This is a genomic window from Streptomyces sp. BV286, assembly GCF_019090165.1.
Taxonomy (GTDB): domain Bacteria; phylum Actinomycetota; class Actinomycetes; order Streptomycetales; family Streptomycetaceae; genus Streptomyces.
Genome location: NZ_JAHRIB010000142.1, coordinates 64,157 through 87,849 on the forward strand (window position 1 = coordinate 64,157; position 23,693 = coordinate 87,849).

Annotated in this window: 19 protein-coding genes and 1 pseudogene; 13 read left to right on the forward strand and 7 right to left on the reverse strand. The window is 71.2% G+C overall.

All coding sequences use genetic code 11. From position 1 onward, the window contains the following. Nucleotides 1-13: 13 nt before the first annotated feature. Genes KUF83_RS22370 through KUF83_RS22380 form a run of 3 tightly spaced genes read right to left on the reverse strand, consistent with a single transcriptional unit; the run spans nt 14 to nt 3,855 of the window. Nucleotides 14-448: a roadblock/LC7 domain-containing protein gene (locus tag KUF83_RS22370; RefSeq protein ID WP_217456560.1), complete on the reverse strand. Its 435-nt coding sequence runs from the start codon at nt 446-448 to the stop codon at nt 14-16. Next, the gene (locus tag KUF83_RS22375) at nt 445-3,021 is read right to left on the reverse strand and encodes a sensor histidine kinase (RefSeq protein ID WP_217456561.1); all 2,577 of its coding nucleotides are present in this window, start codon (nt 3,019-3,021) and stop codon (nt 445-447) included. The genes KUF83_RS22370 and KUF83_RS22375 overlap by 4 nt, the downstream gene beginning before the upstream one ends. 60 nt (nt 3,022-3,081) lie before the next feature. Continuing rightward, nucleotides 3,082-3,855, reverse strand: a complete 774-nt coding sequence (locus KUF83_RS22380) for an MHYT domain-containing protein (RefSeq protein WP_217456562.1) — start codon at nt 3,853-3,855, stop codon at nt 3,082-3,084. 179 nt (nt 3,856-4,034) lie between these two features. Between KUF83_RS22380 and KUF83_RS22385 the strand changes: the two genes are divergently transcribed. The 3 genes from KUF83_RS22385 to KUF83_RS22395 all read left to right on the forward strand — a co-directional run bounded on the left by KUF83_RS22385 (nt 4,035) and on the right by KUF83_RS22395 (nt 6,320). Beyond that, a complete protein-coding gene (locus KUF83_RS22385; protein WP_217456563.1) occupies nt 4,035-4,634 on the forward strand; it encodes a class I SAM-dependent methyltransferase in 600 nt (199 codons plus the stop codon). A gap of 312 nt (nt 4,635-4,946) precedes the next feature. Beyond that, nucleotides 4,947-5,264, forward strand: a complete 318-nt coding sequence (locus KUF83_RS22390; RefSeq protein ID WP_254644222.1) for a hypothetical protein — start codon at nt 4,947-4,949, stop codon at nt 5,262-5,264. 192 nt (nt 5,265-5,456) lie between these two features. Beyond that, nucleotides 5,457-6,320, forward strand: a complete 864-nt coding sequence (locus tag KUF83_RS22395) for a hypothetical protein (protein ID WP_217456564.1) — start codon at nt 5,457-5,459, stop codon at nt 6,318-6,320. A gap of 166 nt (nt 6,321-6,486) precedes the next feature. On the opposite strand, the gene KUF83_RS22400 is transcribed toward KUF83_RS22395, so the two are convergent. Then, on the reverse strand, nt 6,487-6,669 hold the full coding sequence (locus KUF83_RS22400; protein ID WP_217456565.1) for a hypothetical protein: 183 nt from the start codon (nt 6,667-6,669) through the stop codon (nt 6,487-6,489). A 106-nt stretch (nt 6,670-6,775) separates the two neighbouring features. Next, a complete protein-coding gene (locus KUF83_RS22405) occupies nt 6,776-7,816 on the reverse strand; it encodes an acyl-CoA desaturase (RefSeq protein WP_217456566.1) in 1,041 nt (346 codons plus the stop codon). Nucleotides 7,817-8,082: 266 nt separating this feature from the next. Between KUF83_RS22405 and KUF83_RS22410 the strand changes: the two genes are divergently transcribed. Beyond that, nucleotides 8,083-10,938: a DEAD/DEAH box helicase gene (locus KUF83_RS22410; RefSeq protein ID WP_217456567.1), complete on the forward strand. Its 2,856-nt coding sequence runs from the start codon at nt 8,083-8,085 to the stop codon at nt 10,936-10,938. After that, entirely contained in the window at nt 10,935-12,203 is a 1,269-nt protein-coding gene (locus tag KUF83_RS22415) for an SWF or SNF family helicase (protein ID WP_217456568.1), read from the forward strand. Before KUF83_RS22410 ends, KUF83_RS22415 begins: the two co-directional genes overlap by 4 nt. A gap of 129 nt (nt 12,204-12,332) precedes the next feature. Here KUF83_RS22415 and KUF83_RS22420 read toward each other — a convergent pair whose 3' ends face one another. Both KUF83_RS22420 and xylA read right to left on the reverse strand, forming a co-directional pair. Then, a complete protein-coding gene (locus KUF83_RS22420) occupies nt 12,333-12,935 on the reverse strand; it encodes a hypothetical protein (protein WP_217456569.1) in 603 nt (200 codons plus the stop codon). A 351-nt stretch (nt 12,936-13,286) separates the two neighbouring features. Next, on the reverse strand, nt 13,287-14,453 hold the full coding sequence (xylA, locus tag KUF83_RS22425) for a xylose isomerase (RefSeq protein ID WP_217456570.1): 1,167 nt from the start codon (nt 14,451-14,453) through the stop codon (nt 13,287-13,289). Nucleotides 14,454-14,642: 189 nt separating this feature from the next. Here xylA and xylB point away from each other — a divergent pair, with 189 nt between their 5' ends. From xylB to recA, 8 genes and pseudogenes are all read left to right on the forward strand, one after another. Further along, a complete protein-coding gene (gene xylB / locus KUF83_RS22430) occupies nt 14,643-16,088 on the forward strand; it encodes a xylulokinase (RefSeq protein WP_217456571.1) in 1,446 nt (481 codons plus the stop codon). Between the two features lie 105 nt (nt 16,089-16,193). Further along, nucleotides 16,194-17,402 carry an ROK family transcriptional regulator gene (locus KUF83_RS22435; protein ID WP_217456572.1) on the forward strand — a complete coding sequence of 403 codons (1,209 nt, stop codon included), beginning with the start codon at nt 16,194-16,196 and terminating at the stop codon, nt 17,400-17,402. A gap of 393 nt (nt 17,403-17,795) precedes the next feature. Then, a complete protein-coding gene (locus KUF83_RS22440; RefSeq protein ID WP_217456573.1) occupies nt 17,796-17,951 on the forward strand; it encodes a hypothetical protein in 156 nt (51 codons plus the stop codon). A 122-nt stretch (nt 17,952-18,073) separates the two neighbouring features. Further along, nucleotides 18,074-18,685 (forward strand): N-acetylmuramoyl-L-alanine amidase, encoded by a 612-nt coding sequence (locus KUF83_RS22445; RefSeq protein ID WP_217456574.1) that lies wholly within the window; start codon nt 18,074-18,076, stop codon nt 18,683-18,685. Between the two features lie 148 nt (nt 18,686-18,833). Then, entirely contained in the window at nt 18,834-20,162 is a 1,329-nt protein-coding gene (locus KUF83_RS22450; RefSeq protein WP_217456575.1) for a GAF domain-containing protein, read from the forward strand. Between the two features lie 190 nt (nt 20,163-20,352). Beyond that, a complete protein-coding gene (locus KUF83_RS22455; protein ID WP_217456576.1) occupies nt 20,353-21,876 on the forward strand; it encodes an aldehyde dehydrogenase family protein in 1,524 nt (507 codons plus the stop codon). 153 nt (nt 21,877-22,029) lie between these two features. Continuing rightward, nucleotides 22,030-22,408 (forward strand): annotated as a pseudogene (locus KUF83_RS22460) (molybdopterin-binding protein). A gap of 356 nt (nt 22,409-22,764) precedes the next feature. Continuing rightward, nucleotides 22,765-23,693: recombinase RecA (gene recA, locus KUF83_RS22465; RefSeq protein WP_217456577.1), on the forward strand; the 929-nt coding region annotated here is incomplete at its 3' end.

The window sequence follows — 23,693 nt, forward strand, 5'->3', positions numbered from 1 at the left end:
GCCGCCTCCTCCCTCACCCGGCCGCGGGCGGATGAGCGGCGCGCGGAGCCGAGTAGAGGTGCTCTCCCACCCGTTTGACCAGGCGGGCCATCTCGTAGGCGATCAGGCCGATATCGGCCGTCACGGTGCTCAGGACGGCGAGGCAGGAACCGTCGCCCGCGGCCGCCACGAACAGGAAGCCGTCGTCCATCTCCACCATGGTCTGGCGTACGCCGCCGGCGCCGAAGTGACGGCCGGCGCCCTTGGCGAGACTGTGGAAGCCGGAGGCGACCGCGGCGAGATGCTCCGCGTCCTCGCGCCTGAGATCGCTGGAGGCGCCCACCGCCAGCCCGTCGTTGGAGAGCACGACGGCATGCCTCACCTCGGCGACGCGTATCACCAAGTCGTCCAGCAGCCAGTCGAGTTCGCCGGACCGCGCTGCGGTCCCCGTGGCCGGATCCTGGATCATGCGGGGTCTCCTTCGCTGCTGTCGCTGCCCGCCGCGGGGTCGGGGGTGGCACGGGCGCCGGGCCTGGGGCCGCTGCCGCGGGCCCACCCGGCGCTGTAGGCCGCCATCCGGTCCCGTACCGCTTCGGGGGTGCGCTCGGTGTCGTCCCGGTGACGTGCCGGGTCCGGGGGTTCTTCGGCGCGGTCCTCGCGCAGCTGCGGCGCGAGGCTGGCCTGACGTACGCGCCGCGGAAGCTCGTCGGACGGCTCGGCGTCGTCGGAGGGGCGGTGCAGGCGCAAGGTGGTGACTCCGGGAGGAGGGTCGTCGTGTGAGCCGTCGTGTGATCCGGGGGCCGAGGCTTCCGCCACCACGGCGGCCATGGGCGCGACGAGTGCGGGCCGCTCCATGTGGGCCTCCACGGAGTCGTGCCGTGGCGCAGGGCCGGGCACGCGCGCGTACTCGCTTTCCGCAGGCCGTTCCGCGGGTCGTTCGGCAGACCGTCCCGCCTGTGCTCCGCGCGCTGCGGAGCGTTCCTCCGCGCCCGTGTGCAGCAGAGCCGTCGGGAGGAGGACGACCGCGGTGGTGCCTCCGTAGGGCGAGGGCCGCAGGTGGACCTTGACGCCGTGGCGGGCGGCGAGCCTGCTCACCACGAAGAGGCCGAGTCGGTCGCTGTCGAACAGGTCGAGTGCCTCGGACTGTTCGATGCGGTGGTTGGCCTCGGCGAGGGTCTCCTTGCCCATGCCCAGGCCCCGGTCCTCGACCTCCACGGCGTATCCGTTGCCGACCGGCTCGCCGGTGACCCGCACCCTGGTGTGGGGCGGGGAGAACTGGGCGGCGTTCTCGACAATCTCGGCCAGGAGATGCGTGAGGTCGGCGACCGCCGCTCCGACGACCGAGGTCTCCGGGAGTTGTCGTACCTCCACGCGCGCGTAGTCCTCGACCTCGGAGACGGCGGCGCGCACCACGTTCGTCAAGGAGACGGGCATGCGCCAGGCCCGGCCGGGCGCGGCTCCCGAGAGGATGATCAGGCTTTCCGCGTGGCGTCGCATCCGCGTCGTGAGGTGATCGAGCCGGAAGAGGTCACTCAGCTCGTTCGGGTCGTCGGAGCGGCGCTCCATGCTGTCCAGCAGGGTCAGCTGGCGGTGGACCAGGACCTGGCTGCGGCGGGCGAGGTTGACGAAGACGCCGGAGATGCCGCTGGCGAGCTCCGCGCGTTCCACGGCTGCCCGCAGGGCGGCACGGTGCACGATGGTCAGGGCTTCCGCGACCTGTCCCGCCTCGTCCTCGGCGGGTGGCCCCGGCGGGGCTTCGGCACGGACGTCGATCTCCTGTCCGGCCCGCAGTCTCCGCATGGCGTGCGGAAGTTTGCGCCGGGCGATCTCCAGGGCGCTGTTGCGCAGGGTCACCAGTTCGATGACGAGGCCGCGTCCGATGCGTACGGAGATGACGAGGGACGCGGCCACGGCGGCGAGTCCCATGAGGACCGCGACACCCGCCGGTGAGAACAGGCCGCGCCGGATGGGGTCGGCCCGGTCCGCGACACCGTGGCCGGCGTTTGCCTCGATGGTCCGCATGTCGTCCTGCACGCGCGCGTGGGCGCTGTTCCAGGCCGCGCCGGGCGCGGACCGCAGGGCCCTGACGCCGGGCGGGGTGGCGAGCACCTTGTCCTCCATCGTGGTCATGCCCGTGTAGGCGCTCCCCTTCACCAGGTCCTGCCAGGCGGCTCGTTCCGGTCCGCGGAGATCGGCGGCAGCGGAGTCGGTGAGCAGCCTGCGCGTGTCGACGGCGCCGGTGAACATCCGCAGGCGCTGTCCGTCGAGGGTCCCTGCGAGCCGGGCGCCGGCGAGTACCGCCTCCTCCTGCGCCAGGGCCTCACCCGCGCGGGAGAACTCGAGCAGTACGCGCGCGTCGGAACCGATCTCCGCGTCCTGGATGCCGGTGAGCGCTCCGCCCACGCCGAAGGCCGTCGTGATGTTCCCCGTGTACCGCTCGTAGGTCTCGGCCCAAGCTGTCCTGCGGTCGAGTACGGAGGTCCGCAGGGAGGGCAGCTGCTCGGTCCCGGTGACGAAGCTTTCGAGGCGCCCCGCCACTCCGGCGGGCAGTTCCTCGCTGTCCGCCACGGTGTTGTCGTCTCCGAGCCGGAGTTCCGCCACGGCCCGGTCGGTGCGTGCGGCCAGCTTCTTGAGCTCGCTCTCGTGGTCGGCCGAGGGGCGCGTGGCATAGCGGACGGCCGCTGTGCGTTCATCCTGGAGCGCGGTGACGGCCGCGGCCACCGGGCCGCGCACCTGGGCGTCCACGCGCTGCAACTGCCGCAGTCGTGAGACGTCCTGTGCGGTGGTGACGGTGGCGTACGCCCAGAGCGCGAGCAGGGAGACGACGGGAACCATGAGCAGGCAGACGATCTTGGCCCGCACGGTGCGGGGGCGCAGGCTCCAGTTTCCCGCGCGCGTGGGCGGGTCGCCGGGCTCCGTGTCGGTGAATTCCTCGGGGGCTGATTCTTCGTCGGCCGGCGGACCGGCGTGTGCGCGACGGCCCCGTACCGGGGTCGACGGGGGTTGCGAGCCGTCTGTCGGGGTCCTTCGGGGTGTACGCATGGCCTCCTCGCTCGGAGTGGTTCGGGGGCTCGTCGGCCGGGTGGCCGGTTCGGCCCACCGCTAGCGGGTGGCGCTCTCGACGGGCCGTTGCGCCGAGGCGGAGGCCTCGCGCTCCCCCGCTGTCGGGGAGAGCGCGACGAACGCCGACGTCAGGAAGAGATAGGACCCGAGGCCGACGGCGAGGGGGAAGATGAACTGCATCGCCGTGGCCCCGGGCAGGACCTCCCCGGAAGGGTCGACGTGGACGCCGACCGCGATCATCCCGGTGTAGTGCATGCTGCTCACCGCTCCGCCCATGACGAGCGAGGCGACGGCGACCGCGACCGGTGACCTGATGTTGAGAGCGGCCCACAGCGCCGCGGTCGCCGCGACCACGGCGATGACGACGGAGACCCCGACGAGCACCGGGTCGTAGGTCACGTCGCCGTGCAGGCGCAGCGCGGCCATGCCCAGGTAGTGCATGCTCGCCACGCCCAGTCCGGTGGTCAGCCCACCGAGGACGAGCGCGCGGCCGCGGTCGCGGCCGTAGCCCACGGCGAAGACGCCCGCGCCGACGACGACCATGGCGACGAGCAGGCTGAGCATGGTCAGTGGCACGTTGTAGCGGATGTCGGTGCCGCTGACGCCGAAGCCGAGCATCGCCACGAAGTGCATGGTCCAGATGCCCGTGCCGATCGCGGAGGCGGCGGTGAGAAGCCAGTTGCGGCGCGATCGTCCCGAGGCGCCGAGAGCGCGGACCGTGCAGCGCAGCCCGAGGGCGGCGCCTATGCAGGCCATGACGTACGACAGTACGGGGGTCAGCCACCCGAAGGTGGCGTGGTCCAGGTGTCCCATGGCTCCGGGACGCTAGACCCGTCCAGGGCGTACGTAGGGGGCGCGTTTCGAAAGCTGTTGGAATATGACGTAGAGGTGTGGTGGAACGATCGCGTCACGCTCGAACGTGTGCACCGCCTCGTGTTTCGCGTCGGCGTTCGATCATGTCGCTCGCTGTGCGATGCGGGATCATGCGGTGCATGAGCGACGACCACACGCATGTCCAGGAGTTCTTCTCGGTCCGGGCGGCCGGCTGGGACGACAGGTTCCCCGACGACGGTCCGGTGTACGCGGCGGCCGTCGCCGAGCTGGGGCTGCGGGAGGGCGACCGTGTGCTCGACGCGGGCTGCGGGACTGGGCGGGCCCTGCCGCCTCTCAGAGACGCCGTGGGACCGTCCGGGGTGGTCCTGGGCGCGGACCTGACGCCGGCCATGCTGGAGGCCGCGGCGGGGGCGGGGCGCGACCGGGCCGGGCAGTTGCTCGTCGCCGACGTGGCCCGGTTGCCGCTGCGCACGGAATCACTCCATGCCGTCTTCGCGGCCGGGCTCATCGCGCATCTCCCGGATCCGGCCGAGAATCTGCGGGAACTGGCACGGGTCGTACGGCCGGGAGGGATTCTGGCGCTCTTCCACCCGATCGGCCGGGCGGCTCTCGCGGCGCGCCAGGGACGGCAGATCACCGCGGACGACCTGCGCGCGGAGGCCAGTCTCGGCCCGCTGTTGTCCGCTTCCGGTTGGCGCATGACGTCCTACGCGGACGAGGACGCCCGGTTCCTCGCTCTGGCCGTGCGCCGGCTCTGAGAAGGTTGTCCGGCCTTCACCGAGACCTGCGGGGGGAGTCCGGGTCGCACATGAGGAGGTGCCCGGCGCCGGGGGCGATCACCTCGGCGGCCACCCGCACCCCCGACAATTTCCAGGTTCTCCCTGCCGGAGGGTTCACCGCTCGGAGCGCCTTGCAGACAGCCTCGGCTGATCGCCGGGCCCGCTCGACGAGGGCGTTCGGCGGCCCTTCACGGCACCCGCCCTCTTCTGATGCAGAGGCTTCAACTCTACGTTGAATGGCAACAGATGGGCGATGACCGATGAATCTGCACACGGGGGAAGGTGGCCCGAATGTCCGGCACGTTGGCCAGACTCTGGAAGTTCTTCGCACGCCCGCGACCGGCCGAATCGCAGCCGCCCGGTCCACCGGCGAAGCGCCACTCCGAGAAGCGGACGCACAATCTGTTCGAAGCCGCGGCGGCTTATGTGTCGGCGTGCGCCGAGGACGACCAGGACGGGGTGGACGAGGCGGCGACGTGGGTGTCGCCTGAGGCGCTGTCGTTCGGGGTGAACGAGCTGGCGTGCCGGGCCGTCATCGCGCTGGCGCGGGAGCGCGACGAGTCGCCCACCGCGGTGGCCCGGACGCTGCTGGGCGAGCCGGTCGCCTGACCGGGGCACGGCGCACATCGCACCGGATGGTGGACCCCAGGCGGGGCAGAAGGGCACCCTGCACGGTGACTGGTGGTCGTTTCGCCCCCGTACAGGACGATCGACGCAGCTCGGTACGTGTTCCGGACCCGTGACAACGGCCGCGGGCGCGCATTAGGGTGCGCCGACGGATGTAGCGATGGGGAGGCTGGGATGGCCGGGACGGACGATGAGGCCGTCGCCTCCGGGGACGACGACGCACTGTATGTGCTGACGGCGGTGCTCCTGACGCCGGCGAAGTTCCCCAGCGTGCTGGGTGACGACTACCCGGAGGCGTGTGCGGCACTCGGCCTCATGCCCCTCGCCGACGGGTACGGCCTGGTGCTGGGCCAGGACGGGGACGGGTCACGGTGGACCGTCGTCATCGACGACGTCTCACTGGTGGCCGTCGCCATCGCGTCCTGGGACTGCGGCATGGAGTACGACCTGTCGCCGGACGATCGCACGATGGTGGCAGCGCTGCCCGGGTGGCCGCTCGCCGTGGCCGTTGCGGCGCCCGATGTGCCCGCCCCGCACGATCCGGCGCCGGAGATCGCCGGGCAGGCACCGCTGAGGCCGCCGGACACGTCCGTCTGGGGGGCCGCGCAACGCCGCCTCGGCGCGGACGAGATCGCCCTCCAGTGGGCCGCCTGGCGCGAGCAGATCGACGAGTCGGAATTCGCCGATTCGTCGACCGGGACGACTGCGCCGACTGCCGGCGACGACGAGTCCGCACCGGGTGGCGAAGACGAGGGCAGCGAGCGGGAGCCGCTCAGCGGCGTCCAACGCGTCCTTGCCGAAGCGCGCTCGTACGTGGACGCGCCACCTCCCCTCGGCCGGGTCCGCTCGTCCTTCGCTCCGGGAGACGCGCGTACGCTCCGGGCCGACGGACCGGGCTGGTCGCTGGTGGCACGGACCGACGACATCGCCTTCGTGCTGCTCGACGAGAAGCCCGGAGAGATCCTTCCGGTGGGCCGTGGCCCCGAGCTGCCCGGGCTGCTGGAGGCCCTGGACAAGATCGCCGTACGCCCGAACTGAGCCCGGGGCCGATCCTGCCCGTGCTACCGGGCGGCGTTCGTCGCGCTCACCGAGTGGGTGGAGCGCGGCACGCAGCCGCCCGCGGACCGGACCATCGGCAGGCCCGCGAGCGGCGACGTGGTCAACTCCTGCGCTCTGGAGGGGAACTGACCTGGTCAGGGATTTCTCAACGACCGAGCTCCTTGCGGCCCACGCGACGCAGCCTGCGCCGCTGTGAAGGGTCGAGTGTCAGGTACGCCGCCGCGGGAACTCCCAGGACGATCAGCAGGGCGGCCCACCAGGGCAGCCAGATGAGCAGGATGATGCCGGCCGCGACACCTCCTGCGGCGATCTTCGCGTTCTTCGACATGTGCGTAGCCTCCTTAGCGGCCGCCTGCCGCTCTCTGTCCTGAGAACGGATCCGTGCTCCCGGCGGTTCCGGACCGCGACCCTGATACGACCCTGAGGTGCGCCCCCTACTCGACCCTGAGGGGCTCTCCGACCTCGTGCATGTGCCGGAGTGCCTGACGGTAGGAGTCCACGAGCGTCGTCTCCGTATAGGGGATACCCAACTCGCGGCAGTGTGCGCGCACCAAGGGCTGGGCGAGTTTCAGATGAGGGCGGGGCATGCTCGGGAACAGGTGATGCTCGATCTGGTAGTTGAGACCGCCGAGGAACCAGTCGGTCAGGATCCCTCCGCGGACGTTGCGCGAGGTGAGCACCTGGCGACGGAGGTGCCCCCACCCCTCACCTTCGGGGTCGGGCATTGCCATGCCCTTGTGGTTCGGTGCGAAGGCCAGCCCCAGGTGCAGCCCGAAGAACGCATGGTGGAGCGCGGCGAAGGCGAGCGCCGTCCCCAGGGACATGGAGCTCAGCAGCAGAGTCGCGTACGCGGCGAGGTGCGCGATCATCAGGAAGGCCTCGACCCGTCGTTCGCGAGGAGGCTGCCGACGCAGTCCCTGGAAGCCGTGGATCTTCAGGGCGACGCCTTCGAGGAGCGTGAGCGGGAAGAAGAGCCATGCCTGGTGGCGGGTGAGTCGGCGCCGGAAGCCGGTACGGTCCGCGGTCTGCTCGCTGGTGAAGACCAGAACGTCGGCTTTGACGTCCGGATCCTTGTCGACGTGGTTCGGGTTGGCGTGGTGGCGGTTGTGTTTGTCGTTCCACCATCCGTAGCTCATGCCCAGCAGCAGATTCGCGTGCAGCAGGCCGATCACGCGGCCGGTCGGCCGGCTTCCGGTGATCTGGGCGTGCCCCGCGTCGTGGCCTATGAACGCGGTGCGGGCGCACAGCACGGCGAGTACGGGCGCCAGGAGCAGCACCCACCAGGAGTGGCCGACCAGCGCGACGCCGGTGACGACACCGCCCAGGGCCAGCGCGTTGACGGCAATGGTGAACGCGTACCAGCCTTGCCGGCGGTCCAGGAGCCCTCGGTCCTTGACCGTGCGCAAGAGGGGTGTGAACTCGCTTGCGGCACTCCTGGGAGGGTGCTCCGAGTCGGCGACGGCGCTTTCGGGCATGGCTGGACTCCGGTTTCTGAGGGGACAGGCCCAGAGAGAAAACGGGCCGGCCTGTAGAAACGTACGGAGCAATGCCCCTGAGCAGCCATGACGCCACCACCCGGGCGCGAGCGGGGGAATACCTGCGTCGAGGGGTGTGCCTGAATCCACCCCTCAGAGCAGAGTGACTGACATCACGGTCCGCACATTTGGCGCATTCCCGGGAACGTTGTACCCTCGGCGACTCCGACCCCCGGTAGTCAAATTTGAGGAACGCAGTCATCGCTGTGCAGAGGATTCCTGCCCCCACCCCCTCCGAGATCTCCGAACTCTCCCGCTGCCGATCCGTGTTCGTCCCCTCCGACCCGGCCCGGACGGGCAGCGTCGCCTTCTGGCAGCCCGACGGCGAAGAGCCCCCGGCTGTCGGCTCGGGTTCCGTCGAGGAACTGTCGGTCGTCCTTCCCACCACGAGCGGTGTCGAGCTGGTGGGCGTTCCGGCGGTCCTCCTGCCGGTCCGGACGGCACTCCCCGTCCTCACACGCGCGCGTGCCGCATCGGGCACCCACGGCACGACCGCCTTCTGGGGTGCCGCGGCCGTGCTGGCGCTCCAACTTGCCGCGCGCGGACTCCTGTTGCCCGGCCTGAGCGTCGGCGACCACGACGCGTGGCGCACCGGCCCCTTGGGCGCGCAGGACCTGGAGCGGATCCGTGAGCTCGCCGCCGCGATGCCTCCGCACGCCCACGCGGTGCCCCTCGACGAGACCGAGCCCTTGCGGCTGCCCGAGCCCGAGTGGCTGCTGCGCGCCTTCCTCGACGCGGTCGCCGACACCCTGCCCCGCTCCCCCGCCGCGGCGCTCGCCGCGGGCGGCCCGGTATTCGCCGCGCCGGAACCGCAGCACGTGCCCGAGCACCGCGCGTGGGCCGCCGGTGTCGCGGCCGGGCACGACGCGGGCGTACGGATCTCGCTGCGCGTCGAGGTGCCGGGCCTCACGTCGGCCGTGTCCGACGAGACCCGTCTGCCGTTCCGAGCGGTGCTGCAACTGCACAGCGTCAGCGACCCCGCCCTGCTGACGGACGCCGCCGAGGTGTGGAGTGGTGCGAGCACGACGTTCGGCCCGCGCGCGCGGATGGACGCCCTGCTCGCGTTGCGCCGTGCCGCCCGGGCCTGGTCCCCGCTGACTCCCCTGCTGTCGGCGACCGTGCCCGACTCGATCGAACTCGCCGACGAGGAGGTCACCGAACTCCTGGGCGAGGGGGCACGAGCACTCACGGCCGCCGGTGTGGAGGTGCACTGGCCCAGGGAACTGGCACACAAGCTGACGGCCCGCGCGGTCATCGGACCGCCGGACGACGAGCGGAGCGCGAGCGCGACGGCTTCGGACACGCCCTCCTTCCTTTCGGCCGACGCCCTGCTGTCCTTCAGCTGGTGGTTCGCGCTGGGCGACCAGCAACTGACGCGCCAGGAGATCGACCAGCTCGCCGAGGCCAACCGACCCATGGTCAGGCTGCGCGACCAGTGGGTGCTGGTCGATCCGCAGGAGGTGCGCCGCGCCCGCGCCCAGCAGGACCACAAGCTGACACCCGTCGACGCGCTGAGCGCCGTTCTCACGGGCTCGACGGAGGTCGACGGCCGCAGGGTCGACGTGCGGCCCACGGGCTGGCTGGCGACGCTGCGGGACCATCTGTCGGCCCCGGAGGACCAGGAGCCGGTCGGGCAGCCGCCCGCGCTGGCCGCGACCCTGCGCGACTACCAGCTCCGCGGGCTCAACTGGCTGGCCCGTATGACGTCCCTGGGTCTCGGCGGCTGTCTCGCGGACGACATGGGTCTCGGCAAGACGATCACGCTCATCGCACTGCATCTGCACCGGCAGGCCGACGAGTCCGCCGCGGGCCCCACACTCGTCGTCTGTCCGACGTCCCTCATGGGCAACTGGCAGCGCGAGATCGAGAGGTTCGCTCCCGGTACTCCCGTGCGCCGCTTCCACGGCTCGCGACGGAGTCTGGAAGGGCTCGCCGCCGGCGAGTTCGTCCTCACGACCTACGGCACCATGCGGCTCGACACGGCACGGCTGGCGGACACACCGTGGGGCATGGTCGTGGCCGACGAGGCACAGCACGTGAAGAACCCGTACTCGGACACGGCCCGGCAGTTGCGGACCATCGACGCACGCGCGCGCGTGGCGCTCACCGGAACTCCGGTGGAGAACAACCTCTCCGAACTGTGGGCGATCCTCGACTGGACGACACCGGGCCTGCTGGGCCGGCTCGGGACGTTCCGCAACCAGTACGCGAAGGCGGTCGAGGGCGGGCAGGACCCGGGGGCGGCGGACCGGCTCGCCCGGCTCGTGCGGCCGTTCCTCCTGCGCCGCCGCAAATCCGACCCGGGCATCGCACCGGAGCTGCCGCCGAAGACCGAGACCGACCGCGCCGTGTCCCTCTCCAAGGAGCAGGCGGGCCTGTACGAGGCCGTGGTCCGCGAGACCCTCGCGGAGATCTCCGGCGCCGACAGCATGGCGCGCCGCGGACTCATCGTGAAGCTCCTCACCGGGCTGAAGCAGATCTGCAACCACCCGGCACAGTTCCTCAAGGAGGACCGGCCGAAGATCGCCGGGCGCTCCGGAAAGCTGGAGCTGCTGGACGAACTGCTCGACACCATCCTGTCCGAAGGGGCGTGCGTTCTGGTCTTCACGCAGTACGTGCGGATGGCGCGCCTGATCGAACGCCATCTGAGCGCGCGCGGCGTGCACTCGCAGTTCCTGCACGGGGGTACGCCGGTGCCCGAGCGCGAGGCCATGGTGGAGCGCTTCCAGGACGGTGAAGTGCCCGTCTTCCTGCTGTCGTTGAAGGCCGCGGGCACGGGCCTGAACCTCACGCGGGCCGAGCACGTCGTGCACTACGACCGCTGGTGGAACCCCGCCGTCGAGGCCCAGGCCACCGACCGCGCGTACCGCATCGGCCAGACCCGGCCGGTCCAGGTGCACCGGCTGATCACCGAGGGGACGATCGAGGACCGCATCGCGGACATGCTGCTGCGCAAACGGGAGTTGGCGGACGCGGTCCTCGGGTCCGGGGAGTCGGCCCTCACCGAACTGTCCGACGCCCAACTGGCCGACCTGGTGGAACTGCGAGGAGGCGCCCGATGAGCGAGCCGTACGAGAACACTCAGGAGCGTACGTTCGCCGCCCTGCCGCCCGCGCACGGCCGGGGCTTCGCGCAGACCTGGTGGGGGCAGGCCTGGCTCAAGGCTCTGGAGGACGCCGCGATGGACTCGGCGCAGCTGAAAGCAGGCCGCCGGCTCGCGCGGGCGGGCGCCGTGGGCGCCGTGTCGGTCCGCCCGGGGCGCGTCACCGCGGTGATCCAGGACCGCGACCGCACCGCGCGCCGCGCGGACGTCCTGCTGCAGGAACTTTCAGAGGAGCAGTGGGACCGGTTCCTGGACATGGCAGCCGAGCGGGCGGGGCACATCGCGGCGCTGCTCGACCGTGAGATGCCGCCGCACCTGGTCGAGGACGCGGCGACCGCCGGTGTCGAACTCCTGCCGGGCCTCGGCGACCTGGAGGCGGAGTGCGACTGCGGCGCGTGGGACCACTGCGGTCACACCGCGGCCCTGTGCTACCAGGTGGCGCGGTTGCTGGACCAGGATCCGTTCGTCCTGCTCCTCCTACGCGGCCGCGGCGAGCGCGAGCTCCTCGACGCGCTGCAGACCCGCAGCGTTCCCCGGTCGGCGGCCCCGGCGGTGCGGCAGGAGACACATGAGGGCGTGGACGCCGCGGAGGCCTACACGGTGGGAGAAATCCTGCCGCCGCTGCCGGGTTCGCCCGCCGTGCCCGCGGAGCCGGGTCTGCCGCCCTCGCTGGACACGGAGACCGCTCCGGCGCCCGGCGTCGATCCGGCCGCGCTCGGGTTCCTGGCGGCGCAGGCCGCCCGTGAGGCGCACCGGCTGCTCGTCGACGCGCTCGGGACGGGCCACGGGCAGCGTGCGGTGGAGGCCGAGCTGACGCCCGCGCAGGATGCCGTGCGGCTGGCCTCGGGCGCACCCGGGGCATCGGTGGCCGCCCGGCTCGCGGAGGGTTCGGGACGTGACCGCGAGGGCCTGGCGCTCGCCGTCCGGGCCTGGGAGTACGGCGGTGCGCCCGCACTCGACGTACTCGAGGCGGACCTGCCCGCGGAGGCGGAATCGCTCGCACGCGCGCGTGCCGCTCTGGAGTCGGCGTGGGAGGACGACGAGCGGCCCGCCCTGCGCCCGGCCCGCGGCCGCTGGACCGTGGCCGGAGGACGGGCCCAGCTGCGGCTGGGACAGGACGGCCGCTGGTGGCCGTACCGCAAGGAGCGGGGCCGCTGGGCTCCCGTCGGCCCCGCCTCCCAGGACCCGGCGACGGCGCTGGCCCTGGCCGAGGGACAGGAGTGACGCCGGCCCGCCGGGCCCTCGGGGCAGCGCCCGTGCCCGGCGGGCGCTCGACGCGCGGCGTTCACCGTCGCCGTACGTCGTTGCGTGCAGGAACGGAATCGGTGGCGGCGACAGCGACAGCGGAACGGTTCACTTCAGTGGCTTGGTGAGCTTGCGGTCGCCTCCGCCGGAGTCCGCCGCCAGGCTGCAGGCGACCTTGTCGATGCCGACCTCGAAGCCCGTGGGATCGGGGTACTGGACCAGGGTGCCGCGCACGGTGTCGGCGGGCTGCTCGGCCGCCTTGGTGTCCAGGGGTTTCCGGCAGAGGTCCGACGCCGCCTTCTTGAGGGCGGCATCGGTCGTGTACGCGCCTTCCAGCTCGGCCACTTTCACCACCTCGGCATCGTGTTCCTCCCCGCACCGACGCTTCATCGCCTGGCCGGGCCGGCTGTCGTCGATGTCGAAACAGTCACCGGTTCGCAGCATGTAGTACGGCACTTCGTCGCCGGCCAGGGACGGAAGGAGCGACTCCAGGCCACTGGGCAGGTCGGACGGCACTCCCGTGGGCAGGGAGGGCAGTTCGGTCGGCAACTGCGACGGGATGCTCAGTGAGGGCGACGGCAACCGCCCGGTGGTGGAACTGCTCTCCGGGGGCTGCTTCTTGTCCGAGGAGCCGTCATTACCCGTGGCCGCCAGGACGACCGCGGAGGCGGCGCCGATCGCCACGACCACGGTCAGCAGGAGCAGGAGCATCCTGCGGCGCCGAGCCGGACCGCCCGGTGATCCGGGTGGCGGCGGTGGCGGTGGTGGCTGCCATCCTCCCCCGCCGTGCCGGGGTGGACCGCCCGCAGGTGGCGGGCCGTAGCCCTCAGGCAGCGGTCCGAAGCCTTCCGGCGGAGGACCGTACCCACCACCGCCGTAGGGCGGTGTGTTGTCCGGTGGCCGGGGAGGCTGGGGCGGTAACGGCGGCGTGGCCATACCGTCCAGAGTCGCCTCGAACCGGTCATGAAGCGACCCCTGCGCGGAACTTGCTACGGACTCATGGCGTGGACCGCATGGTTCCGGAAGCTGCCGCGCAGGGGTTGCTCTCCGCCTCGCGCCGGGTCAGCCGCGGGCACCCAGCAGGTGGTCCATGGCCAGCTGGTCGAGACGCTCGAACGCCATCCCGCGCGCGGCGGCCGCCTCGGCGTCGAAGTCCTCGAAGGCCGCACGGTCCGCGAGCAGCGCCTGGAGACCGTCGGAGGCGGTCGGCTGAGCCAGTTCGTCCAGGCGCGAAGCGCGCAGGGCCTCCTGGACCTCCGGGTCGCCGCGAAAGGCTGCGGCCCGCTCGCGAAGGATCAGGTAGTTGCGCATGCAGCCCGCGGCCGAGGCCCACACGCCGTCGTAGTCCTCGGTCCGCGGCGGCTTGAAGTCGAAGTGCTTGGGGCCCGCGTAACCGGCCGACTCCAGGAGGTCGACCAGCCAGAAGGCCGAGCGCAGGTCGCCCGCTCCGAAGCGCAGGTCCTGGTCGTACTTGATGCCGGACTGGCCGTTGAGATCGATGTGGAAGAGCTTGCCAGCCCACAGGGCCTGGGCGATCCCGTGCGGGAAGTTCAGCCCGGCCATCTGCTCGTGGCCCACCTCGGGGTTGACGCCGTACAGCTCCGGCCGCTCCAGGCGCTCGATGAAGGCCAGCGCGTGACCGACCGTCGGCAGGAGGATGTCGCCGCGCGGCTCGTTCGGCTTCGGCTCGATCGCGAAGCGCAGGTCGTAACCCTGGGAGGTCACGTACTCGCCGAGGAGGTCGAAGGCCTCCTTCATACGGTCGAGTGCGACCCGTACGTCCTTCGCGGCGCCGGACTCGGCACCCTCACGTCCGCCCCACGCGACGTAGACCTCCGCGCCCAGTTCCACCGCGAGATCGATGTTGCGGATCGTCTTGCGCAGGGCGTAGCGACGTACGTCCCGGTCGTTGGCGGTGAAGGCGCCGTCCTTGAAGACGGGGTGCGTGAAGAGGTTCGTGGTGGCCATCGGCACGGTCATGCCGGTCGTGTCGAGTGCCTGCCGGAAGCGCTTGATGTGGGACTCGCGCTCGGTGTCCGAGGACCCGAAGGGGATCAGGTCGTCGTCGTGGAAGGTCACTCCGTAGGCGCCGAGTTCCGACAGGCGCTGCACGGACTCGACCGGGTCCAGGGCGGCCCGGGTGGCGTCGCCGAACGGGTCCCTTCCCTGCCAGCCGACGGTCCACAGGCCGAAGGTGAACCTGTCCTCGGGGGTGGGCTGGTAGTTCATGCCGCGGCTCCTCGCTTGCTCCGACTATTTCGTCATGGCACTTAACAAATTAGTATGCGGAGGCATCTCTGGGAAGGGACAAGATGTCCCCGCACAGGGACGGAAGCTGGATTCGGGCCGTCACCGGCCCGGTCAAACTCCGAAAACACCAGGTCAGATGCCGCGGAGCCGCGGAAGAGGGAGAGCCCGATGTCAGCAGCCGAGGGTCCGCTCGTCGTCGGCGTGGACACGTCCACCCAGTCCACCAAGGCCCTGGTCGTGGACGTGGCCACCGGCGCGGTGGTGGCAAGCGGGCAGGCGCCGCACACGGTGTCCTCCGGTGCGGGTCGCGAGAGCGATCCGCGGCAGTGGTGGGACGCGCTGCGCGAGGCGCTGCACCAGTGCGGGGACGCGGCACGCGAGGCCGCGGCGGTGTCCGTCGGCGGCCAGCAGCACGGGCTCGTCACTCTCGATGCCCAGGGCGCTCCGGTGCGGCCCGCGCTGCTGTGGAACGACGTGCGGTCGGCTCCGCAGGCCCGTCGCCTCGTGGAGGAGCTGGGCGGTCCGAAAGCGTGGGCCGAGCGCAGCGGGAGTGTGCCGGGCCCGTCCTTCACGGTCACCAAGTGGGCGTGGCTCGCCGAGCACGAGCCCGAGTCCGTCCGTGCGACCGCAGCCGTGCGGCTGCCCCACGACTACCTCACCGAGCGCCTCACCGGACTGGGTACGACCGACCGGGGCGACGCCTCAGGTACGGGCTGGTGGGCGTCCGGCACGGAGGCGTACGACGAGGAGGTCCTCGGCCATGTGGGGCTCGATCCGGCTCTGCTGCCCCGGGTGGTGCGGCCCGGTGAGGTCGTGGGAACCGTGCGCGGCTCCGACGACCTGCCCTTCTCCAAGGGCACGCTGGTCGCGCCCGGCACCGGGGACAACGCCGCCGCCGCGCTGGGCCTCGGCCTGCGCCCCGGCACCGCGGTACTCAGTCTCGGCACGTCCGGCACCGTGTACGCCGTGTCGACGCGACGGTCCGCGGACCCCACCGGCACCGTGGCGGGTTTCGCGGACGCGCGGGGCGACTGGCTGCCGCTGGCCTGCACCCTGAACTGCACTCTCGCGGTGGACCGCATCGCCGCGCTGGTCGGCATCGACCGCGAGGCCGTCGAGCCGGGCACGGGCGTGACGCTGCTCCCCTACCTGGACGGCGAGCGCACCCCCGACCTGCCGCACGCCTCGGGCCTCCTCCACGGGCTGCGGCACGACACCACGCGGGGGCAGCTGCTCCAGGCCGCGTACGACGGAGCGGTCCACTCCCTGCTCGGCGCCCTCGACCTGGTTCTGGACGAGGACGCGAACCGTTCGGCGCCCCTCCTGCTCATCGGCGGAGGCGCCCGGGGAACCGCCTGGCAGCACACGGTGCGACGGCTTTCCGGGCGTCCCGTCCAGGTGCCCGAGGCCAGGGAGCTGGTGGCACTCGGCGCCGCCGCACAGGCCGCGGGCGTGCTGACCGGCGAGGACCCGGCGGCGGTGGCCCGGCGCTGGGACACGGCACGCGGTCCGGTACTGGAAGCCGTGGAGCGGGACGAGGCGGCGCTCGCGCGGATCACCGGGGTACTCTCCGACGCGGCCCCACTGCTGGAGCGGGAGGCTGATCAGCGCTGACGGCTTCGCCTGCGGGGAGCGGGGCCGGGTGTCACCGGCTCTCCGAGGCGCCCGCACGGACAGGGCGGCCCTGAGGGGACCGGCCGGACGAGGACTGACTCAGGCATGACCGCACCGCTTCACGAAGCACATCCCAGCAGTCCCGGCCGACGGCTGCCCGACACGCAGCAGGGCATGCGCCGCCGCAACCTCTCGCGGGTGATGCACACGGTGAACGCCGACGGGCCACTGTCCCGCGCGGCAGTCGCCTCACGCATCGGACTGACCAGGGCGGCCGTTTCGACGCTGGTGGACGAACTGGTCCGCTCGGGGCTGCTCGAGGAACTGGGCCCCGAGCGGCCGGGCCGGGTGGGCCGGCCCGGCTCGGCGCTGGCCCTCAGCGGACGCGGCCCGACGGGAATCGGTGCGGAGGTGGGCGTCGACCATCTCGCCGTGTGCGCGGTCGATCTGCGCGGAGAGGTGCGCGCCCGAGCGGTACGGCACGGCACCAACCGCGGCCGGGCGCCCGAGCCGGTCCTGAGGGAACTGTCCGAGCTGGTACGGAAGGTCGTCGCCGAGGCGGAGCGCGAGGGGCTGTGGCCGGCGGGTCTGGCCGTCGCCGTGCCCGGCCTGGTGGCGCGCGACACCCGGACCGTGGTGCGTGCCCCGAACCTCGGCTGGCACGACACGGACCTCGGGGCTCTCCTGCCGGACGGACTCCCCCTGACCGTCGACAACGAGGCGAACTTCGGCGGGCTGGCCGAACTCTGGCTCAACGAGGCGGCACCACGCGACTTCCTGCACGTCTCCGCTGAGATCGGCATCGGCGGGGCGGTGGTCGTGGACGGGCGGCTGTTGCGCGGAACCCGTGGCTTCGCGGGCGAGTTGGGGCATGTGCCGGTACGGCCCGAGGGACCCGCGTGTGCCTGTGGCGGACGCGGTTGCCTGGAGCAGTACGCGGGCGAGGAGGCCGTGCTGCGTGCGGCCGGCCTGGAATGCGGCGAGGACCGTGTCGGGCTGTTGGCCGAGCGCGCCTCGCAGGGCGACAAGGACGTGCGGCGAGCCTTGCGTGACGCCGGTACCGCGCTGGGCATCGCGTTGACCGGTGCGGTCAATCTGCTGGACCCGGAAACCGTCGTGCTGGGCGGCGCCCTGTCCGGGCTCGCGCCCTGGCTACTGCCCTCGCTGGAGCGGGAGTTGGCTCGCCGGACGGCGGGGCCCGCCTGCACGGTGTCGGTCTCCCGGCTCGGCCCGGAGGGTCCCCTGCTGGGCGCGGCACATTCCGTGGTGCGGGCCGTGCTCGACGATCCGGCGGCGGTGAAGGCCGGGGCGTAGGCACCCGGACGCCTCGTGCGCGGTCTGGCGTGTGGGGCCGTCGCACCTGCCCGGCTCGTGAGGGTTCGTGGTTCAGCGTCCGCTCACCTGACGGACACGCTCGTCGCCGGCCCTGTCCCGTCACGCTCCTCGTCCGTGCTGTGCCCCGGTTTCCTGCTGACTCCTCGGCGGCCTCCGGCTTACCTCTCACCTGTCTCTCACCTGCCTCTCGGGCGGCGCACGGTGCTTCGATCCCCCTTACGGGTGACCGAGTTGTCCACAGTCGAGACCCTGTCCACGACTCCGGGCCGGTGATTCCTCCGCAACCGGCCCGACCCGTACCGTGACTCACGCGAGACGCCCTCGTCAGGCCGGCGGAGGCGTCCGAGGAAGCACAGAGATCGGGGGATGCACATGCCGGGAAAGACAGTTGCCTGCTCGCGCGCCGACGTCCGCGACACCAACCACACCTGCGGAGACAAGATCCCCGAGGGACGGATGTCCGACTGGGAGGCGCACCAGGGGCCGCATGCCCAGATACGCGAAACGGCCACGGCCCTGGGCCGTTGAACCCAGGCTCCACGGTTCGAACCGTGTCCACTGCAAGTTCGAACCCACGCCCCCCTCGCGCCTCGCATTCCGTCGAGTCCCGTCGCACGTCACATCTGCCCGCCCACCCCGAGAGGACCCTCATGGACCGAGCCACGTACCTGCCCGCCTCCCTGCCCAGCAGGCGGCGTCTGCTCCAGAGTGCGGCCCTCGCCACGCTCTCCACCGCCTTACTCCCCAGCACCCGGGCGGGTGCCGAACCCCAGGGGCTCGACCACCCGCGGGCCGAGTGGTCCCCAGCGAGCAAGTCCAACTACACGGTGGCCAAGCGCCCGACGAGCCACCCCGTCGACTTCGTGATCATCCATGTGACGCAGGCGACCTACTCGAACACCCTGGCCATCTTCCAGAACCCGAGGAAGCAGGTGTCCGCGCACTACGTGGTCAGGTCCGCCGACGGCCACATCACGCAGATGGTGCGCGAGCGCGACGTCGCCTGGCACGCGGGCAACTGGGACTACAACACCCGCAGCATCGGAATCGAGCACGAGGGCTGGGTGGACAGGCCCGCGTATTTCACCAAGGCCCTGTACGAGGAGTCGGCGAGGCTCACCGCGGCGATCTGCGCCAAGTACTCGATCCCCAAGGACCGCTCGCACATTCTCGCCCACTACGAAGTGCCCGGCAGTGACCACACCGACCCGGGTCCGAACTGGGACTGGACGCGCTACATGAGACTGGTCGACGCCGCCTGACCAACGGACAGTCCAGCGCTGACAGCGGTGACTGCGGTGACAGCGATGGCCGAAGTGGGAGAGACCCGAATGGGCCATAGCCGTCGCAAGGCTGGACGGACCAGGGTCAGGGCGACAACGCTTGTCCGCGTCCGCCACGAGAGTGACGATGAACCCAGCCGCGTCGCGTCCATTGTCAACGCCTTCCGGGGAGGCCGAGTTGACCGATCCATGGGTGGCCCTGAATCCGGGTGCGGATCCTGTCGAGCGGGTGCGCGTCCTGCGCCGCGCCCACGAGACGTTCACCGAGGTGGGCACGGTGCCCCGGCCGGTGCGGCCCGTTGTGGCGGAGTCGTGGCGGCGCTCGGCACGGGCGGGGGTCGGGCCGGAGGGTTCCGCGTATGTCGAGCTCACCGACGGAGACCTCGGGTCGTACCGGGCGGAACACCCGTTGGCCATGGTCATGCCGCTCTTCCGGGAACTCATGGGCACATTCGCATCGGACGGCGAGCATCTCCTCGCGGTGTGCGACGCGCAGGGCCGTCTCCTGTGGGTGGAGGGGCACCCCGGCACGCGGCAGAAGGCGGACGGTATGAACTTCGTGCCGGGCGCCCGGTGGGCGGAGTCGGCGATGGGCACGAACGCTCCGGGTACGGCGGTCGCGCTCGACCGGCCGGTGCAGGTGTTCGCCGCCGAGCACTTCATCCGGCGCGTGCAGCCGTGGACGTGTGCGGCGGCTCCGGTGCACGATCCGCGCACGGGCCGGCTGCTCGGCGCCGTCGACATCACCGGCGGGGACGGGCTCGCGCATCCGCACAGTCTGGGTTTCGTGCAGGCCGTGGCGCGCGCGGCGGAGTCCCAGCTGGCACTGCTCACTCCGGCGCCGGCCGCCACCGACGCCCTGCAGCTCACGGCACTGGGCCGGAATGAGGCACTGCTCGTGGCGAGTGGCCGCAAGCTGCGTCTGAGCCGCAGACACAGCGAGCTCCTGGTGCTGCTGTCCCGGCGTCCAGACGGCCTGACCGGCGACGAACTGCTGTGCGCACTGTATGAGGACGAATCGGTGACACCGGTGACACTGCGCGCCGAACTGGCACGCCTGCGTCGCCTCCTCGGGCCGGGGGTGCTGGGCTCGCGGCCCTACCGGCTCGCGGTACCGGTCGAGTCCGATGTCGCGGTCGTGGAGCGCAGGCTCGGCGTCGGCGCGGTCACGGCGGCCGTGGCCGCTTACGCGGGTCCGTTGTTGCCCGGATCGCAGGCCCCGGCGGTGGTGCGGCTGCGCAGACGGCTGGCCGACGGACTGCGTGCTGCCCTCGTCTCGGGCCGTGACCCCGATCTGCTGGCGGACTGGGTACAGGCGTCGTGGGGCGAGGACGACCTCGCTGCGTGGAGAGCGCTGGCCACCGCCCGACCGACGGCTGCGGTACAGGCGCGACTGGCCGAGCTGGAGGCCGAGCAGTCCGCTTCTGTCAGGAGGGCAGGACACGCAAGACACTGACGGCAGAGGGCAGGGCTCGACTCGTCCCGGCGCGGTCGGCTCGCTTCGGTCACATGGCCCGCACGGCTGCACGGCTGCACGGCTGCACGGCTGCACGGCTGCCACGCAACGTACCTGCAACCTCTTCGTCCCTACGCTCGCGGCGAGAGCTGTCCAACGGCGGGCGGCACTTTCTCGGGAGGCAGAGCACATGACCCGATACGCAGCGCCCGGTACCGACGGCGCGATCGTCTCCTACCAGTCCCGGTACGACCACTTCATCGGCGGAGAGTACGTGGAGCCCGCCCAGGGGCAGTACTTCGAGAACCCGAGTCCGGTGAACGGGCAGCCGTTCACGGAGATCGCGCGAGGAACGGCCGCGGACGTGGAGCGCGCGCTGGACGCGGCGCACGCCGCCGCCCCCGCCTGGGGCCGCACCTCGGTGACTGCGCGGGCCGACATCCTCCTCAAGGTCGCCGACCGGATGGAGGCAAACCTGGAGCAGCTCGCTGTCGCGGAGACCTGGGAGAACGGCAAGCCGGTCCGGGAGACCCTGGCCGCCGACATCCCCCTCGCCATCGACCACTTCCGCTACTTCGCGGGAGCGATCCGCGCGCAGGAGGGGTCGCTCGGCGAGATCGACGACGACACGGTGGCGTATCACTTCCACGAGCCGCTGGGCGTCGTGGCGCAGATCATCCCGTGGAACTTCCCGATCCTGATGGCGGTGTGGAAGTTGGCACCGGCGCTCGCGGCGGGCAACGCCGTCGTCATCAAACCCGCCGAGCAGACCCCGGCGTCGATCCACTACTGGATGAGTCTGGTGGCGGACCTGCTGCCGCCGGGTGTCGTCAACATCGTCAACGGCTTCGGCGTCGAGGCGGGCAAGCCCCTCGCGTCCAGCCCACGGGTCGCGAAGGTCGCCTTCACCGGCGAAACCACGACGGGGCGGCTGATCATGCAGTACGCCTCGGAGAACATCAAGCCGGTCACGCTGGAGCTGGGTGGCAAGTCGCCGAACATCTTCTTCGACGACGTGTGGGCGCAGGACGACGACTTCCGGGACAAGGCGCTCGAAGGTTTCACGATGTTCGCGCTCAACCAGGGCGAGGTGTGCACCTGTCCGTCCCGGGCGCTCGTCCAGCAGGGTCACTACGACGAGTTCCTCGACGCGGCGGTCGCCCGCACCGAGCTGATCAAGCCCGGCCATCCGCTCGACACCGAGACGATGATCGGCGCCCAGGCCTCCAACGACCAGTTGGAGAAGATCCTCTCCTACCTGGACATCGGCCAGCAGGAGGGCGCCAAGGTACTGACGGGCGGTCACCGTATCGAGTACGACGGCGAGCTGGCGGGCGGTTACTACGTCCAGCCGACGATCTTCCAGGGAGACAACCGGATGCGGATCTTCCAGGAGGAGATCTTCGGTCCCGTCGTGTCCGTCACGTCGTTCACGGACTTCGACGACGCCATCAGGATCGCCAACGACACGCTGTACGGACTCGGGGCCGGAGTGTGGACGCGGGACAGCAACACGGCGTACCGCGCGGGACGTTCGATCCAGGCGGGCCGGGTGTGGACGAACTGTTATCACGCGTACCCGGCCCACGCGGCGTTCGGCGGCTACAAGCAGTCCGGCATCGGACGTGAGAACCACAAGATGATGCTGGAGCACTACCAGCAGACGAAGAACCTTCTTGTTTCCTACAGTCCGAAGAAGCTTGGGTTCTTCTAGAGCCTCAAGCCGGTTGCCTGGAGACTCCGTCCACTCCAGGCAACCTCTGGACCTGCGCCTCTCTCCGCGATCACCTCAGCACTTCAGCGCCTCGCGCCACGATTTCGGAACAGGCAGCCCCTACACAGGAGTTGGCCGCCTGTCCGGACGCGCCTGGGCCAGTCCGCGAGGCTGCTCGGCGTGAGTCCGGACACCGTCCGGCGGTGCGCGGACGCGGGCCGGGCGACGACCCGTGACGGCAAGGGCGGGAAACGGGTCGTCGACGGGGAGGATCTGGCCCCCTTCCGTGGAGCCGGCCGGGAGCGGCAGCGGTGAGGAGGGGGCCTCCAGCACCTCGGTGCGCAACGCCTTCCCCGGCATCGTCACCGCGGTCATGCTCGGTGGCGTGGCGGCACAGGTGGAGATCCAGGCGGGCCCGCACCGGCTGGTGTCCCTGCTGACGCGGGAGGCTGCGGAGGAGCCGAGCCTGGAGGTCGGGATGGAGGCCACCGCGCGGATGCGGTCGACGAACGTGCACATCGACCGGGCCTGACCGATGCAGACCAGGTGGCGGTGGCCTCCGTGGCTCAATTGTTGACGGAGTAGAAGTGCGCGCCGGCACCGGCGAGGCTGCCGCCGTCGGCGATGAGGTACTCGTTGCGGATCGGGCGGCCCGCGAAACAGGACGGCGCCACGGTTCAGCGAGGGAAAGCGGGCAGCGGCGCGGTCTGCGTCCGGAGCGGTCCAGCGCGCGATCCGTCCCGCTCCCCTCTGTTTGGTACCTTTCACTGGACACGTAAATCGATCGGATGTTCGTTTACTGGGATCTCCGAGACGTCCGTTGTCGGCAGTAGACGCTCACGTTCTCCGACGTGCGGCGTGCCACACAATCGGACCGGGTGAAAGCTCATGGCAGGAACCGACCACGAGAAGGCGCTGGACACCGCGCTCGCACAGATCGAGCGGAAATTCGGCAAGGGTGCGGTGATGCGCCTCGGCGAGCGGCCGAACGAGCCCATCGAGGTCATCCCCACCGGGTCGACCGCACTCGACGTCGCACTCGGCGTCGGCGGCCTGCCGCGCGGCCGAGTGGTGGAGGTGTACGGCCCGGAGTCGTCCGGCAAGACGACCCTGACCCTGCACGCGGTGGCGAACGCGCAGAAGGCCGGCGGCCAGGTGGCCTTCGTGGACGCGGAGCACGCCCTCGACCCCGAGTACGCGAAGAAGCTCGGCGTCGACATCGAGAACCTCATCCTGTCGCAGCCGGACAACGGCGAGCAGGCTCTGGAAATCGTGGACATGCTGATCCGCTCCGGCGCTCTCGACCTCATCGTCATCGACTCCGTCGCCGCCCTGGTGCCGCGCGCGGAGATCGAGGGCGAGATGGGCGACTCGCACGTGGGTCTGCAGGCCCGTCTGATGAGCCAGGCCCTGCGGAAGATCACCAGCGCGCTCAACCAGTCGAAGACCACCGCGATCTTCATCAACCAGCTCCGCGAGAAGATCGGCGTGATGTTCGGCTCGCCGGAGACCACGACCGGTGGCCGGGCCCTGAAGTTCTACGCCTCGGTGCGGCTCGACATCCGTCGTATCGAGACCCTGAAGGACGGCACCGACGCGGTCGGCAACCGCACCCGTGTCAAGGTCGTCAAGAACAAGGTCGCACCGCCCTTCAAGCAGGCCGAGTTCGACATCCTCTACGGGCAGGGCATCAGCCGCGAGGGCGGCCTGATCGACATGGGCGTGGAGAACGGCTTCGTCCGCAAGGCCGGCGCCTGGTACACGTACGAGGGCGACCAGCTCGGCCAGGGCAAGGAGAACGCGCGCAACTTCCTCAA